We start from the raw sequence: 13,769 nt of genomic DNA, 5'->3' as shown, positions 1-13,769 counted from the left end.
GACCGTTTATCGACGCTGGACCCGTCGACTCAGCTGCCGGATTCGCCAGAAGTGACGAAAGAGCTCAACGATGTCGACGCCCTACGCGCGGAGATCCGCTCGTTTCTGCACAGCGCACCGAGGCCGGCCGGTCTGCGGAACTACGGGCCCACGCCCACCGCGGATGATGTTGGGCCCGGACGGATCTGGCACCGCTACCTCGCCGACCACGGCTACGCATGTCTGCACTGGCCGCGCGAGTTCGGCGGTGCCGCAGCGACGGTGGCCTATCAGGCTGTGTTCGCCGAGGAGTGCGCACGCGCCGGCGTGCCCCGCCAGCTCAACATCACCGGCGCCGACCTGGTCGGTCCGGTGCTGATCAAGTTCGGCAGCCAGGAACAGAAGGGCCGCTACCTCGAGCCGATCCGGTTGGGCGACGACGTCTGGTGTCAGTTGTTCTCCGAACCCGGTGCAGGATCAGACCTCGCCGGCGTTCGCACCCGAGCCGAACGCACCACGACCGGTTGGCGGATCGATGGCCAGAAGGTGTGGAGTTCGGCGGCCGCCTCGGCCCGATTCGGGCTACTGCTCGCTCGCACAGGTCCAGACAAGCACCGTGACTTGTCGATGTTCGTTGTGCCCATGGACATCCCGGGGGTCACGGTCCGTCCGCTGACGCAGATGGACGGTGAGAGCAAGTTCAACGAAGTCTTCTTCGACGGCGCGGAACTCGACGACGACGCCCTGATCGGTGACGTCGGTCAGGGCTGGACCGTGGCGATGGTGACGCTGGGGCGTGAGCGCCTGACATTGGGTTCGCAAGCGGTCTCGATGTTCCGCCTACACGAACGCATGGTCGACGCTGCCCGTGACCGCGACCTGCTCGACCCGGTGCTCTCGAGGTCGATGACCCGATTGTGGGCCCGGATGTGGCTGCTGCGCTACACCTGGCAGCGCGCCATCGACACCGGCGACCTCACGTCGCCGGCTTTCTCGGTACTCAAGCTTATGACCTCGGAAACCGATCAGGACCTGGGTGATATGACCACTGAGGTGCTGGGCATCGACGCCTGCGTCGACCCGGCCGACGACGGGCTGGTGCATCACATGCTGGTCGGGCGGGCGCAGACCATTCTGGGCGGTACCAGCGAGATTCAGCGCAACATCCTCGGTGAGCGGGTACTCGGCCTTCCCAAAGAACCGCGATGACAACCAGTTTGACCCCTTTGAGCAGGGCCGGCTTCACTGCCGCGCTGCGCGGCGCGCTGCGCCCCGGAGCGACGGTTGCCGTCGGCGACGGAGTTGGCGCGCTGGGCTGCCTCGACGACGGCGGGTCGGTTGGCGCGGCGCTGAGCGCCGCGGCCAGGGAGGTCGGCTCGGTGCGGCTGGTACTGGGCTGGCTGCCCGCCCCGATCGACGGCCTCGACGCAGACGCGTTCGGTGAGGTGGTTGCGTTGATGCCCGGGTGGGGTGTGCGTGAGGTGCTGCGCAGCCCGAAGGCGCGGTTCCTGCCGACGCGGCTGGCGGCGATTCCCGCCCTGCTGGCCGATGTGCTGCGGCCCGACGTGCTGCTCACCCGACTGGTCCGCCGGGATGGCTTGCTGCACTTCAGCAGCGAGGTGTCCTGGCAGCGCGCGGTAACCGACAGCGGGACAAGGACTCTCGCGATCATCGACACCTCGGCGCCCGCAGCGGCTGCCGGGCCTGCACTCGATCCGTCGAGTGTCGAGGTGATCGGCACGGTCGCGACCGGACCGCTGCGAGTACCGCAGCGCGACCCCGAGCCGATACACGACAAGCTCGCGGACGCAGTACTGAAGTTGCTCCCCGAAGATGCCCGGATACAGTACGGGCCAGGCCAGCTCGGCACCGCACTGCTACGCCGGGCACAGGTGCCGTTGCATATCGACACCGGGTTACTCACCGACGCCGTCGTCGACCTCGACAAGCGCGGCCTGCTGGCGGGTACACCCTCCGCGACGTATCTCCTGGGCAGCGACGTGCTCTACGACTGGGCCGATGGACGCCGGATCCTGCGCGGACTCGACTACACCCACGACCTCACCCGGCTGTCGCGCGGTGCACCGCTGGTCGCGGTGAACACCGCCATCGAGATCGATCAATACGGGCAGGTCAATGTCGAAGGCGTGCGCGACAAGGTGGTTGGTGGAATCGGCGGACATCCCGACTATTGCGCCGCCGCCCGAGTGAGTAGCGGCGGACTGTCGATCATCGCCGTTCCGACGCGGGTGAACGGGCGATCACCCCTGGTCGAGCAGCTCAGCAGGCCCACCTCCACCCCCGCCCACGACGTCGACCTGATCGTCACCGAGGCCGGACACGTCGACCTGCGCGCGGCAGACTGGTCGCAACGCCGGCAACTCATCACCGAATTATTCACGAAATGAAGGAGATAACGCGCAATGCCTGAAGGTCCGCTGACCGGTAAGGTCGTCCTGGTCACCGGAGGTGGACGGGGTATCGGCCGCGGCCACTGCCTCGAGTTGGCCAAGCAGGGTGCGGCCGTCGTTGTGAACGATCCAGGTGTCGGCAGGGATGGCTCAAGCAGCGACGAGGAAGGTCCCGCGGCGGACGTCGTCGCCGAGATCGAGGCGTCCGGCGGCAAGGCCGTCGCGCACACGGGTTCGGTGTCGGCGTGGGACGACGTCGCTGACATGATCTCCACCGCCATCGACACTTTCGGTTGCCTGACCGGAGTGGTGAACAACGCGGGCATCCTGCGGGATTCCATGGTGGCCGCCTCCAGCGAGGCCGATTGGGACGCCGTCATCGCCGTACATCTCAAAGGTACCTTCGCCGTCACCCGACATGCCTGCGAATACTGGCGTGCTCAGTTCAAGGCAGGCAACCCGATTGACGCGCACATCGTCAATACGGTGTCCGGCGCGGGCTTGTGGGGCAACGTCGGGCAGAGCGCTTACGGCGCGGCCAAGGCCGCGATCGCCAACCTGACGCTCGTCACCGCGATGGAGGCACAGCGTTACGGTGTTGCGGTCAACGCGATCTCGCCACTGGCGATGTCGCGAATGACCGCCGATGTCTTCGGCGCCCGGGCTGACGATCCCGCGCTGGATCCCGCCCGCAGCTCCGCTGTGGTGGCCTGGCTGCAATCTGCGCAGTCGTCGTGGCTCACCGGGCAGATCCTGCGCATCAACGGCGACAAGCTCACCCGCATCGAGGGCTTCACCGAGGCTCCTGGCGCCTACCACGCCAAAGACGGTTCTTCCCTGACCTTTTCGGAGATCGGACAGGCCGTCAGCTGGCTCTACGGCACTTCACCCCGCGGGCTGGCCGGGCCGCTGCCGACGGCCTGAGTTCGTTACTAGGGCGCGCCACCGTCGGCGTAGATGGTCTGGCCGGTGACGAACGCGCAGATGTCCGACAGCAGGAAGGCGATCAGCGCGCCGATCTCATCGGGCTGTCCGGGGCGCCCGAGCGCGGCGTCGAACCCGAAATCCTCCACCAGTGCCCGCTCGAGGGCCTCGTCGTAGGGATAGCCCTTGCTTTCGGCGACGTACCCCCGGACGGCATGCAGCGCATCGGTTTCCACGGCGCCGGGGGCTACGCTGTTCGCCCGGATGCCCGATTTGCCGTGGGTGCGCGCGATGCCGCGGGTGAAGGTGGCAACGGCCGCCTTGAGGCTGGCGTAGGGCAGCCGGGGCTCGTGCGGCGAGCGCGCCGAGTACGCGGCGGTGGTCACGATCGCGCCGCCGTTGACCGCGAGGTGCGGCAGTGCCGCCTGCACGCTGCGGACGGTGGCCAGCAAGACGTCGCGAAACGCGGTGTCCCAGGCGTCGTCGTCGGAGTCGATCGGCATCATTCCGGCGGTGCCCATAGTGACCGCGATGCCGTCGAGCCTGCCGAGAAGCCGCATTGCCTCGTCGACCGCGGCCACTGCCGCTCCGGGCTGACTCACGTCGAAGACCAGGTCATGCGCCGAGGCCGCACCCGCTGCGGCGACTTCTTCCGCGGCGTTCTTTCCCCGCTGTGGGTCGCGCCCGACCACGACGACCGACGCACCCTCGCGAGCCAGCGCCCGTGCTGCCGCCAGTCCCATACCCGCCGTCCCGCCGACGACGACATAACCCTTGCCGCGCACTCCCAGGTCCAACGCTCAACCCCTTTCCACGGCCGGACTGAAGTGCTTCAGCGGCCGCTCGACGAATTCGAATACCACCCCGTCGGGCGAACGCAGGAAGGAGATATACAGCCCCTCGATCTTCGTCCCCGGCAACGGGCACCACACCGCATCACCCATGACCTCAACGGAATTCGGTACCAACGCCATTGCCGCCTCGGTGTTTTCCACCCGCAGCGCGCAGCGGTACAGCCCTTGATGGTTCCCGCCCCACGGCACCGGGTCCGCGTCACGGGTGTCGGGATGTTCCACAACGGTGAGGCTGAACTGATGGGCGTCCTCAGGAAGCGCGTAGCGCGACACCGCGCATTTGACGGCATCGGGTGACCCGCCAGGCGTGAGTTGGTCGCCGGCCACCTCGACTTGAGTCGGCGCCTGCACCTGAGTGAAACCGATCGCGCCAAGGAACTCTCCGGTGGCCACTGCGTCGATGGCGGCGATGCGGATTCCGGCGAACACCGCCCCCGGCTTATCGCTCGGGGCTTCGGTGAGCTCGATGACCGCTCCGTCGGGGTCGACCGCGAGAACCGACTTAGAGCCGGAGATCAGGCCGTCGACCGGCCCGCCCACGGTGATGCCGGCCTCACGCAACGCGTTGACGGTTGCATCGAGATCGGCCACTGTCAGCAGCGTCGACCGAATGCCGGGACGAGTCGGGTCACTGTTCGGGTCGGCTTTCAGCGCCGGGCTGTGAAACTCGATGGCCTCCAAAGCGCAGCCGGCGCGGCCGCCTCGCGAATCATAGAGAAACGATGTCTCACAGAATGTTTCGTCGCCATCGATGCCGAGGATGCTGCCGTCGGTCGGAACTTTGGGATCGGTGCGCATTCGCGCCGACAGTCCAAGCTGCCCGACATAGAGCCCCTCGGTACCGTCCAGCGATTCGCAGTTGAGATTGACGTGCAGGAACCGCCGCGCAAGTTCCTCGGAAGTCACTACAGCACAACCGAATTGATTTTGAACTCGATGATTTCTTCCTCACTGAAGCCGAGCTCAGCGAGTAGCGCATCGGTGTGCTCACCGTGGCCCGGCGCACACGTCAGGTCCAGAGGGACCTCGTCGAACTGCACGGGGCTGGCCGCCAGCGCGAACTCGTTGTCGTTCGCATCGGTGACCCTTGGCAGATACCCATTCGCGATCACCTGCGGGTCGCTGTGCACCTCGTGAGCGGTATGCATGACGTCCCACACCCCGTCGAAACCAGCAAACGCCTTCTCCCAGTGGGAGAGATCTTCGGACTCGAACGCGCTGCGCAACTCGCCGATGCACTCCTGACGGTTGCCGAACCGCACGACCGCGTTGGCGAACCGCTCGTCCTCGATCAGATCCGTGCGGCCCAGCCGGGTGCAGAAGTCCGCCCAGAATCGGTCGGCCTGCAGCAGCACGAAGGCGATGAACCGGTTGTCCCGGGTCTTGTAGATGCTGGCCACCGGGTTGGGCATCTCGTCGAGGTTGAACTTCGGGATGTCCTGACCGGTGACGCCTGATCCGACGATGTCCGGACCCAACTGCCAGATCGCGGCGTTGAGCAGCGACACGTCGACCACCGACGGTTCGCCGGTGCGCTCGCGCTTCACCAGGGCCGCTGCGATTCCGCCCGCGATCGCCAGCCCGCCGTAGGAGTCGCCGAATGCCGGTCGCTGAATCGGCGGGTAGGTGCCGTCGCCGGCCGAATAGGCATCGCCGATGCCGCCGCGCGCCCAGTAGGCGGCCAGGTCGAAGCCGCCCTGCGAGGCGAGGTCGCCACGGGTGCCGTAGCCGTGACCGCGGGCATAGATGATCTTGGGGTTGCGCGCCCGCACCTGCTCGACGTCGATCCCCATCCGCTGGCGCGAATCCGGCAGCAGATTCGTGACAAAGACGTCGGCGGTTTCGAGCAGCTTCATCAGCAGCTCGAGCCCGTCCGGGGTCGAGGTGTCCAGCCCGATGCTGCGCTTGCCGCGGTTCGGTTGCTCGATGAAGTGATTCACCCCCCCTGCGCCAGTGACGATCCCGGAGCTGATCAGGCCACGCTGCGGGTCACCGGTCTCGGGGTGCTCGATTTTGATGACGTCGGCACCCCAATCGGCGAGCACGGCGCCGGCGGCCGGAACGAATGTCCACGCCGCCAGCTCAACGACGCGTATTCCGCTGAGGATGTCGCTCACAGGGGGTATCCGATCGTCTTGGTCTGTAGATGCTGTTCGAAGCCCTCGATGCCGTTCTGCCTGCCGATACCGCTCATCTTGTAGCCGCCGAAGGGGGCGTCGGCGCCGTAGTACATGCCGCTGTTGATCATCAGTGAGCCAGTGCGGATGCGGCGGGCGACGGCCATGGCGCGCTCGTCGGAGCCCATGATGCCGCCGGCCAGGCCGTAGGTGGAGTTGTTGGCCAATTCGACGGCGCCGTCGTCACCCCCGTCGTACGGCGTGATGGACAGCACCGGCCCGAACACTTCCTCCTGGAAGATCGTGTGGTCCGGTGCGACGTCGGCAACGACGGTCGGGGCCACGAAGTATCCGCGGTCCAGGCCGTCGGGGACTTTGCCGCCGGCGGTGACGCGGCCTCCGTCACGCTTGGCTATCTCGATGTAGTTCAACACCCGGGCCTGTTGCTTGGCCGAGACCAGCGGCCCGCAGAAGGTATTCGGATCCGCAGGGTCGCCGACGGTCAGGGAGCCGAATGTCGCGGAGGCGACCTCGACGGCCTGGTCGTAATGGGAACGCGGGACGAGCATCCGGGTGGCCAGCGCACAGCCCTGCCCGGAATGCATCAGTGCGCCGATACAGCCGGGCAGCGCCATGCTCATGTCGGCGTCGTCGAGCACCAGATACGCCGACTTGCCGCCGAGCTCGAGCATGTTGCGCTTCATGGTGTCGGCCGAGAGCCGCTGGATGAGCTTGCCGACCGCGGTCGATCCGGTGAACGACACCATGTCGACCCGCGGGTCGGTGGCGAGCACCTGGGCGATGTCGTTGTCCGATGCCGGGACGATGTTGACGACGCCGGCCGGGATGTCGGTCTTCTCGGCGATGATCCGGCCCCACCGCAGGGCGCTCCACGGCGTCTCCATGGCCGGCTTGAGCACCATCGTGTTGCCGGTGGCCAGGATCTGGCCCACCTTGTTGCTGATGATCTCGAACGGGAAATTCCACGGCGTGATCGCGCCGACGACACCCATCGGCTCCTTGACCACGACGCGGTTGTACGGCACGCCCATCTTCGCGTCCTGATCGAGCATCCGCTCCCACTGGAAGGTCGAGATCAGCTGGGCCGGCCACCGGATGGCGTCGGCCAGCGGCCATCCCATCTGTGCGATGTGGGTCATCCCCACCGTCGCACCGACCTCGGCGATCAGCTCGGCGCGGATGTCTTCGGCTTCCTCCTGCAGCGCGTCGTGCAACTGCATCAGGCAGCGTTGACGTAACTCGTGGTTGGTGGACCAGTCGGTGGAGTCGAAGGCACGCCGGGCGGCGGCGATGGCCTCCTCCATGTCTTCGGCGCTGGCGTCGGTGGCTAGCCCGAGCACTTCTTCGTTAGCCGGATTGATGTTGTCGACGGTCTTACCGGTCGACGAATCCCGCAGCCGGCCGTCGATAAAAAGCCTGGCCTCGGGATTGAACTGGACAGTCGTAGCGGCGACCGGTGAAGCCGTCATTGGCGCTCCCTCTCGCAGAGTTGTCGGCGTGGGGCTAGTGTACCTTGTTATAGATAACTGTTTAGCGGATTCAGCTCCGGCTGGCGAGACGCGAGAACCAACGGAAGGGCAGCAGTTGTCCGCCCCTGTCGATAGCGCCCTGCATAGCGGTCGCCACCCCGAATACCTGTCCGGCATCGCGGCGTACCGCGAGGACTTCCGACGTTACCTGCGTGATTTGAAGACAGCCGACGAGTGGCGCGCGGCCGCGTTCACCAGCGCCGAGGACGGACTTGCGCACGACGCCACGGTGATGGCCACTCTGAACGCCGACGGCTGGAACCGGTACGGCTGGCCGGAGGCCGCGGGTGGGTTGGGCGGCAACGAGATTCACCGTGCGGTGTACTACGAGGAACTCGGCCACGCGATGCTGCCCATTCCGGCCCAACACTGGACGCTGGAGACGCTCGGCCCCGCTCTGTTGAAGTTCGCCCCCGGTCTGGCCGCGGCGTATCTGCCGGGTTACCTCAGCGGCGTCGAGTGGTGGGGCCAAAGTTTCTCAGAACCCGAGTCGGGCAGCGACCTGGCCAGCCTGCGCACCCGCGCGGTCGACGACGGGGCCGGGGGGTTCGTCGTCAACGGCCAGAAGATCTGGACCAGCCAAGGGCCCACCGCCACGCGCCTGTTGGCGTTGGTGCGGACCGGGACACCCGAGAGCCGACACCGCGGGCTGACGATGATCATGGTCGACGCCGACGCACCGGGCGTCACCATTCGCCCGATCGCGCTGGCCAGCGGACGCCGCGAACTCGCCGAGGTGTTCTTCGACGACGTCCGGGTCGACGGTGAGCGGGTCGTCGGCGACGTCGGCGGCGGCTGGGCCGTGGCGATGCATCTGATGCAGTACGAACGCGGCATGTACGGCTACGCGGTGCTCAACAAGGTGCTCACCGAATTGGGTCGATTGCGTGAGCACATGGTGACCGCCGGCGCTACCGACGCGCAACGCCAGCGCTTCGCCAGGGTATATGTCGACGTGGCGGCCGCCCAGGCACGCACCGCCACCACCGTGCGCCGATTGGCCACGGGCGAGGCGGTCGGTGCCGATAGCAGCATCGACAAGCTGCTGTTCGGCCGCGCCGAGAAGGAGGTCAACGACCTCATCCTGGAAATCGAGCGAGAGCACCTGATCGCCGGCACGGGCCGTGGCGGCGCGGAACTGGACACCGCGCGGGCCGAGTGGTGGTACTCGCGGGCCGCCACGGTGATGGGTGGCACCGCCGAAGTGCAGCGCGGCATCATCGCCGACCACCTGCTCGGGCTGCCCAAGGAGAAACGATGAGGAACGCGCCGGCGCCCGACGAGTCGTGGCAGATGGTCGAGGAGGCGGTGTTTCGCCTCTTCGAGGAGCTGGCGGGCAAGAACGCCGGTGAGCACCTGGCAATCGGTGGGCGGCTGGCCGAGTTGGGCTGGTCGGAGATCGAGGCCGAGTACCCCGTACAGGCGGGTGAGCTGTTGTTCCGCGCGCAAGGCAGATCACTGGCCCTGACGGACTGCTTGGACCGCATCGTGTTGGCCGAACTGGCCGCAGTGCTCGACGGTCCCGCGGATCACGTGCTGCTGCCCGACCTGTCCACCGGTTGTGTGGCGGGTTCCGATGCTGACCGGGTCTCAGGCATCGTCCTGGGGCCGCTGGAGGGTCGAATCGTGGTGCCGGTGTCCGGGTCGACGGGCACGGTGTCGGTAGGCGTGGTCGACGCAGCGCGACTCGACGGACAGCGGCTGGACACCTTTGATGTGTCGGCCCACTGGACCCGGGCGAGCGGATCACTTGACGTCCCGCTAATCGAGGCCTCCACCGAATGGAAGCAAGCCGTCGCCGCGGCCCATCGGGGTCTGGCCACCGAACTGGTCGAACTGGCCGAGCAGGCGCTGCGCATCGCGGTCGAGCACGTCGGCGTGCGCGTCCAGTTCGGCGCACCGATCGGGTCATTTCAATCGCCGCGGCATGCACTGGCCGATGCCTCGGCGGTGCTCGCGGGCGCGCGGGCGCTGCTAGGCGAGTCATGGCGAGACGGCGGCGAACTGTTGGCGCTGGCCGCCAAGGCCGCCGCGGGCCGGGCGCACCGCGCCGTCAGCGACGTGGCACTGCAGGTGTGCGGGGCAATCGGACTGACCGCCGAGCACGGCCTGCACCGCTATGTCACTCGCGGATTCCAGGTCGACGCGCTCTGCGGGTCGCACGATCAGCTCGAAGGGCTGCTCGCCGAGCGGCTCTTCGAGGACTCTGACAAGGGCTGGGCACCCGGCCGCGCGCTGCCCGCCGTCGTGACGTGGGCCGAGTAGAAGGAAGCATATGCGCCGCAACATCTTCGACGAGATCCACGACGAGTTCCGCGCCACCGCCAGGAGCTTCTTCGAACGCGAATGCGTGCCGAACGTCGAGAAATGGGAACGCGACGGCAAGGTGAGCCGCGAGGCCTGGCTGGCCGCGGGCGAACACGGATTGATCGGTTGGGAGTTCGACGAAAAGTACGGCGGACTCGGAGTCAAGGACTTCCGGTTCAACCAGATCATCTCCGAGGAAATGTTCCTGACCGGCTCGGTCGGCATCGGCCTCGGCGTGCAGAACGACATCCTGGTGCCGTACCTCAATGATCTGACCACCGAGGAGCAGAAGGAACGCTGGCTGCCCAAGTTCGTCGCCGGCGAGTACATCGGTTCCATCGCGATGTCCGAACCCGCGGCCGGATCCGACCTGGCCGGCATCAAGACCACCGCCCGCGACGAGGGCGACCACTGGGTGGTCAACGGCCAGAAGACGTTCATCAGCAACGGGCTGCTGTCCAAGCTGGTGCTGACGGCTGTGAAGACCGATCCTTCCGCGCGGCACAAGGGCATCAGCCTGCTAATGATCGAGGACGGGATGGAGGGTTTCACCCGTGGCCGCAAGCTCGACAAAATCGGCCAATACTCCGCCGACACTGCCGAATTGTTCTTCGAGGATGTCAAGGTGCCCAAGGAGAACCTGGTGGGAGAGCTCAACCGCGGCTTCTATCATCTGGTCTCCAACCTGCCCAGCGAGCGGGTCGGCGTGGCCTGCTACGCGCTGCCCGCCGCCCGCCGTGCGCTCGACCTGACCAAGGCCTACGCGTCGGAGCGCACCGCGTTCGGGCAGCCAATCGGTAAGTTTCAGGTCAATAGGCACTTCCTCGCAGAAATGCAGACCAAACTCGACGCCGCACAAACTTATCTCGATCAATGCGTGCTCTCGGTCAATGACGGCACATTGTCCGATCAAGATGCCGCAGGCTTGAAATGGTGGACCTCCGAAGTCCAGTGGGAGATCATCGACCGATGCCTGCAGCTGCACGGCGGCTACGGCTATATCAACGAGTACGAAGTGGCCAGGCTCTGGCGGGACTCGCGGGTGCAGCGGCTCTATGCGGGCACCACCGAGATCATGAAGGACCTCATGGGACGGGCGATGGGGTATTAAGGGTGACGTTGCTAACTGACCGTCGCCAATTCCCGGTTCAACCGGCTAGTTCGGCTAACCTGCTAAATGGTTAGTTAATTCGCATATTCGCATAGCGGCGGAGGTTGCAATGGAGGTCACCAGTCTTCGAGAACCGAAGATGGCCGATCGGGTGGCCGCGGTGCTGCGGCGGATGTTCATCCGCGGCGAGATCACCGAAGGCACCATGTTGCCGCCGGAATCGGAGCTGATGGAGCGTTTCGGCGTGTCCCGGCCAACACTGCGGGAAGCGTTCCGCGTGCTCGAATCGGAGTCGCTGATTCAGGTTCAGCGCGGGGTACGCGGCGGGGCCCGCGTCACCCGCCCCCGGCGCGAAACACTCGCCCGCTACGCCGGCTTGATCCTCGAATACGAAGGCGTCACGGTGAAGGACGTCTACGACGCACGAGTGACGCTCGAGGTTCCGATGGTCGAGCAGTTGGCCAAGGACCGCAATCCCAAGGTGATCGCCGAACTCGAGCAGATCGTCGAACGCGAATCGCAGCTGAATCCCGGCAGCGAAGCCGTCGATCAGCTCACCGACTTCCACGCGGCAATCGCGCGGTTGTCCGGCAACAGCACCCTGCAAATCGTCAGCGACATGCTGCATCACATCATCGAGAAGGCCAACCGGTCGCTGCAGCCCACCAAGGGCACGCGCGCCGAGCAGGCGGTCCGCCGCTCGGCGAAAACCCACCGGATGGTGCTGGACATGATCAAGGAGGGCGACGCCGAGAAGGCCGGCGAGCTCTGGAAGCGCCATCTGCAGAAGGCAGAGGAGTTCGTCCTGACGGGGGCTGAATTGTCCACTGTCGTAGACCTTCTCGAATGACCGGCGTCGACGAAGAGGTAAACCAGCACGATCTCGAGACACCCGACTCGATTCAGGTCCGGTTCGGTATCGAATACGTCGAATCACACCCGGCCAAGGCCACCGCCGTGCTGTCGATGCCGATGCACCGATTCCGCAATCCATACACCGGCGCTCCCACTGTGGGCCCCTTGGCGATCCTCGTCGACGCCGCTGCCGGGATCGTCAACCATTACCGCAGACGGCCGGGCCAGTGGACGGTGTCAAGCGAGCTGTCGATGGACCTCAGCCCCGACGTCGGTGACCTCGACGGCACGGTGCTGGCCAGCGCGCACTCGGCGGGTCCACTGGGTGCCACGTCGCTGGGAATCTGCACACTGACCTATCGCGGCATGGTTATCGGCACCGGCATAGTGCGGTCGTTCTTCATCCACGCCGGCGACGTCGTCCCCCAGCAACGGCCGGAGACGCTGCGCCGGTCGGGCGAGACCTCTTTCGCCGACCTGATGGCGGTGCACGTTGCGCAGGACGGTCCGGCGACGGTGCTGGCGCAGCGTGTCGACCGCAACCTGAACAACGACATCGATATCGTGCACGGGGGTGTCGCCGCCGCCGGCCTGGAGCTCGCGGCCTCGGCGGCGGTAAACCGGGACCCCTCCGACGGTCTGCTGCAGACCGGCTCGCTGCGAGTGAATTTTCTTCGTCCGTTTTTCGCCGGCACCGAATCCCGCTATGAGGGCACCACGATGCGGATAGGCCGCAACACCGGTGTGAGCGATGCGCAGGCCATCGGCGACGACGGCAAGGTGGCGATCACCGCGCGAGTGACCGCCTACCGCTGACTGATTCCCGCGCCGGCCCCTCGAGCTACTTCTTCGAGCGCGCCCGGAACGCGGCGACCCGCTCCTTGAACTCCGGGGTCGAGAACGACGTGTATTCCTCGGCCAGCGCGTACTCCAGCACGCCGAGCGCGGCCCGCGACAGGTGCATGTTCATCGCAACCTTGCTGGCGCGCAGTGCTTGAGGCGGCAGACCGGCGAGTCGCTCCCCGATCGCGAGCGCCTCGTCGAGCACGGTGTCATCGGTGGCCACCTTGGTGACAAGGTTCAGCTTGTCTGCGATCGCCGGGGTGATCCGATCCCCCAGCAGCACATACTCTTTGGCCTTCATCAGGCCGATCAGCAGCGGCAGCATCGCCGCGCCACCGTCCCCGGCCACCAACCCGACCGCGACGTGCGGATCGGCTAGATAGCTGCTCTCCCCCATCACGAGGAAGTCACTCAGCAACGCGATCGAACAGCCGAGCCCGACAGCCGGGCCGTTGACCGCCGACACCAGCGGCTTGGGGAAGTTGATCACCTCCAGGAACACCGTGCGGGCCTCGGTGATCTGGAACTGGCGCGCCACCGCGTCATCAATCAGGCGTCCGAACATCACCATGTCGCCGCCGGCCGAGAACGCCTTACCGACACCGGTCGTCACCACCGCCCGTACGTCGTCGTCGGCAGTCAGCACCCGCCAGATCGTGGCGAACGCGTGGTGGACCTGTTCGTTGACGGCGTTGAACGCCTCGGGCCGGTTGATGCTCACGACGTGGACGTTGCCGCGCTTCTCCACCAGCAGCCACGGCGCAAACTCTTCGTAGCCGGGCAGCGTGGCGATCTTGGATGTGGTCATGTGATGGTCC

Annotated in this window: 13 protein-coding genes; 8 read left to right on the top strand and 5 right to left on the bottom strand. The window is 66.3% G+C overall.

The genetic code is table 11. The annotated features are described in order from the left end of the window. Positions 1 to 51 precede the first annotated feature (51 nt). The 3 genes from P6281_RS08370 to P6281_RS08360 are packed head-to-tail and all read left to right on the top strand — an operon-like array spanning position 52 to position 3,314. Positions 52 to 1,188 (top strand): acyl-CoA dehydrogenase family protein, encoded by a 1,137-nt coding sequence (locus P6281_RS08370; protein WP_442757123.1) that lies wholly within the window; start codon positions 52 to 54, stop codon positions 1,186 to 1,188. Next, positions 1,185 to 2,387 (top strand): acetyl-CoA hydrolase/transferase C-terminal domain-containing protein, encoded by a 1,203-nt coding sequence (locus P6281_RS08365; protein WP_324738726.1) that lies wholly within the window; start codon positions 1,185 to 1,187, stop codon positions 2,385 to 2,387. The genes P6281_RS08370 and P6281_RS08365 overlap by 4 nt, the downstream gene beginning before the upstream one ends. A gap of 15 nt (positions 2,388 to 2,402) precedes the next feature. Then, a complete protein-coding gene (locus P6281_RS08360) occupies positions 2,403 to 3,314 on the top strand; it encodes an SDR family NAD(P)-dependent oxidoreductase (protein ID WP_163714731.1) in 912 nt (303 codons plus the stop codon). An 8-nt stretch (positions 3,315 to 3,322) separates the two neighbouring features. Here P6281_RS08360 and P6281_RS08355 read toward each other — a convergent pair whose 3' ends face one another. From P6281_RS08355 to P6281_RS08340, 4 genes are read right to left on the bottom strand one after another with little or no spacing between them, the layout of a single operon-like run. Next, positions 3,323 to 4,099, bottom strand: coding sequence for an SDR family NAD(P)-dependent oxidoreductase (locus P6281_RS08355; RefSeq protein WP_317727807.1), 777 nt, complete (start codon positions 4,097 to 4,099; stop codon positions 3,323 to 3,325). A gap of 15 nt (positions 4,100 to 4,114) precedes the next feature. Continuing rightward, positions 4,115 to 5,074 (bottom strand): VOC family protein, encoded by a 960-nt coding sequence (locus tag P6281_RS08350; RefSeq protein ID WP_324738725.1) that lies wholly within the window; start codon positions 5,072 to 5,074, stop codon positions 4,115 to 4,117. After that, positions 5,074 to 6,285 (bottom strand): CaiB/BaiF CoA transferase family protein, encoded by a 1,212-nt coding sequence (locus P6281_RS08345; protein ID WP_046183646.1) that lies wholly within the window; start codon positions 6,283 to 6,285, stop codon positions 5,074 to 5,076. The genes P6281_RS08350 and P6281_RS08345 overlap by 1 nt, the downstream gene beginning before the upstream one ends. Beyond that, positions 6,282 to 7,775, bottom strand: coding sequence for an aldehyde dehydrogenase family protein (locus P6281_RS08340; RefSeq protein ID WP_046183645.1), 1,494 nt, complete (start codon positions 7,773 to 7,775; stop codon positions 6,282 to 6,284). The genes P6281_RS08345 and P6281_RS08340 overlap by 4 nt, the downstream gene beginning before the upstream one ends. A gap of 115 nt (positions 7,776 to 7,890) precedes the next feature. On the opposite strand from P6281_RS08340, the gene P6281_RS08335 reads away from it, so the two are divergent. The 5 genes from P6281_RS08335 to P6281_RS08315 all read left to right on the top strand — a co-directional run bounded on the left by P6281_RS08335 (position 7,891) and on the right by P6281_RS08315 (position 12,924). Beyond that, positions 7,891 to 9,096 carry an acyl-CoA dehydrogenase family protein gene (locus P6281_RS08335; protein WP_046183644.1) on the top strand — a complete coding sequence of 402 codons (1,206 nt, stop codon included), beginning with the start codon at positions 7,891 to 7,893 and terminating at the stop codon, positions 9,094 to 9,096. Then, the gene (locus P6281_RS08330; RefSeq protein WP_324738724.1) at positions 9,093 to 10,100 is read left to right on the top strand and encodes an acyl-CoA dehydrogenase family protein; all 1,008 of its coding nucleotides are present in this window, start codon (positions 9,093 to 9,095) and stop codon (positions 10,098 to 10,100) included. Before P6281_RS08335 ends, P6281_RS08330 begins: the two co-directional genes overlap by 4 nt. Positions 10,101 to 10,110: 10 nt before the next feature. Continuing rightward, positions 10,111 to 11,253 carry an acyl-CoA dehydrogenase family protein gene (locus P6281_RS08325; RefSeq protein WP_046185448.1) on the top strand — a complete coding sequence of 381 codons (1,143 nt, stop codon included), beginning with the start codon at positions 10,111 to 10,113 and terminating at the stop codon, positions 11,251 to 11,253. A 109-nt stretch (positions 11,254 to 11,362) separates the two neighbouring features. Then, positions 11,363 to 12,103, top strand: coding sequence for a FadR/GntR family transcriptional regulator (locus P6281_RS08320; RefSeq protein ID WP_324738722.1), 741 nt, complete (start codon positions 11,363 to 11,365; stop codon positions 12,101 to 12,103). Beyond that, positions 12,100 to 12,924 (top strand): PaaI family thioesterase, encoded by an 825-nt coding sequence (locus tag P6281_RS08315; protein ID WP_163714717.1) that lies wholly within the window; start codon positions 12,100 to 12,102, stop codon positions 12,922 to 12,924. The genes P6281_RS08320 and P6281_RS08315 overlap by 4 nt, the downstream gene beginning before the upstream one ends. A gap of 25 nt (positions 12,925 to 12,949) precedes the next feature. Here the strand turns inward: P6281_RS08315 and P6281_RS08310 are convergent, their stop codons facing one another. Continuing rightward, positions 12,950 to 13,759 carry an enoyl-CoA hydratase/isomerase family protein gene (locus tag P6281_RS08310; RefSeq protein ID WP_085164566.1) on the bottom strand — a complete coding sequence of 270 codons (810 nt, stop codon included), beginning with the start codon at positions 13,757 to 13,759 and terminating at the stop codon, positions 12,950 to 12,952. Positions 13,760 to 13,769 lie beyond the last annotated feature (10 nt).

Source organism: Mycobacterium sp. 5-140-3-2 (genome assembly GCF_035666375.1).
Classification (GTDB): Bacteria; Actinomycetota; Actinomycetes; order Mycobacteriales; family Mycobacteriaceae; genus Mycobacterium; species Mycobacterium intracellulare.
Note: the sequence above shows the minus strand (reverse complement) of the source record. Positions and strands in the feature narration are given on the sequence as shown.

What these genes read in the sequence shown, in the direction of transcription:
- P6281_RS08365 (WP_324738726.1), top strand. Translation starts at nt 1,185, where the DNA reads ATGACAACCAGTTTGACCCCTTTGAGCAGGGCCGGCTTCACTGCCGCG.
- P6281_RS08360 (WP_163714731.1), top strand. Translation starts at nt 2,403, where the DNA reads ATGCCTGAAGGTCCGCTGACCGGTAAGGTCGTCCTGGTCACCGGAGGT.
- P6281_RS08340 (WP_046183645.1), bottom strand. Translation starts at nt 7,775, where the DNA reads ATGACGGCTTCACCGGTCGCCGCTACGACTGTCCAGTTCAATCCCGAG.
- P6281_RS08330 (WP_324738724.1), top strand. Translation starts at nt 9,093, where the DNA reads ATGAGGAACGCGCCGGCGCCCGACGAGTCGTGGCAGATGGTCGAGGAG.
- P6281_RS08325 (WP_046185448.1), top strand. Translation starts at nt 10,111, where the DNA reads ATGCGCCGCAACATCTTCGACGAGATCCACGACGAGTTCCGCGCCACC.
- P6281_RS08320 (WP_324738722.1), top strand. Translation starts at nt 11,363, where the DNA reads ATGGAGGTCACCAGTCTTCGAGAACCGAAGATGGCCGATCGGGTGGCC.
- P6281_RS08315 (WP_163714717.1), top strand. Translation starts at nt 12,100, where the DNA reads ATGACCGGCGTCGACGAAGAGGTAAACCAGCACGATCTCGAGACACCC.
- P6281_RS08310 (WP_085164566.1), bottom strand. Translation starts at nt 13,759, where the DNA reads ATGACCACATCCAAGATCGCCACGCTGCCCGGCTACGAAGAGTTTGCG.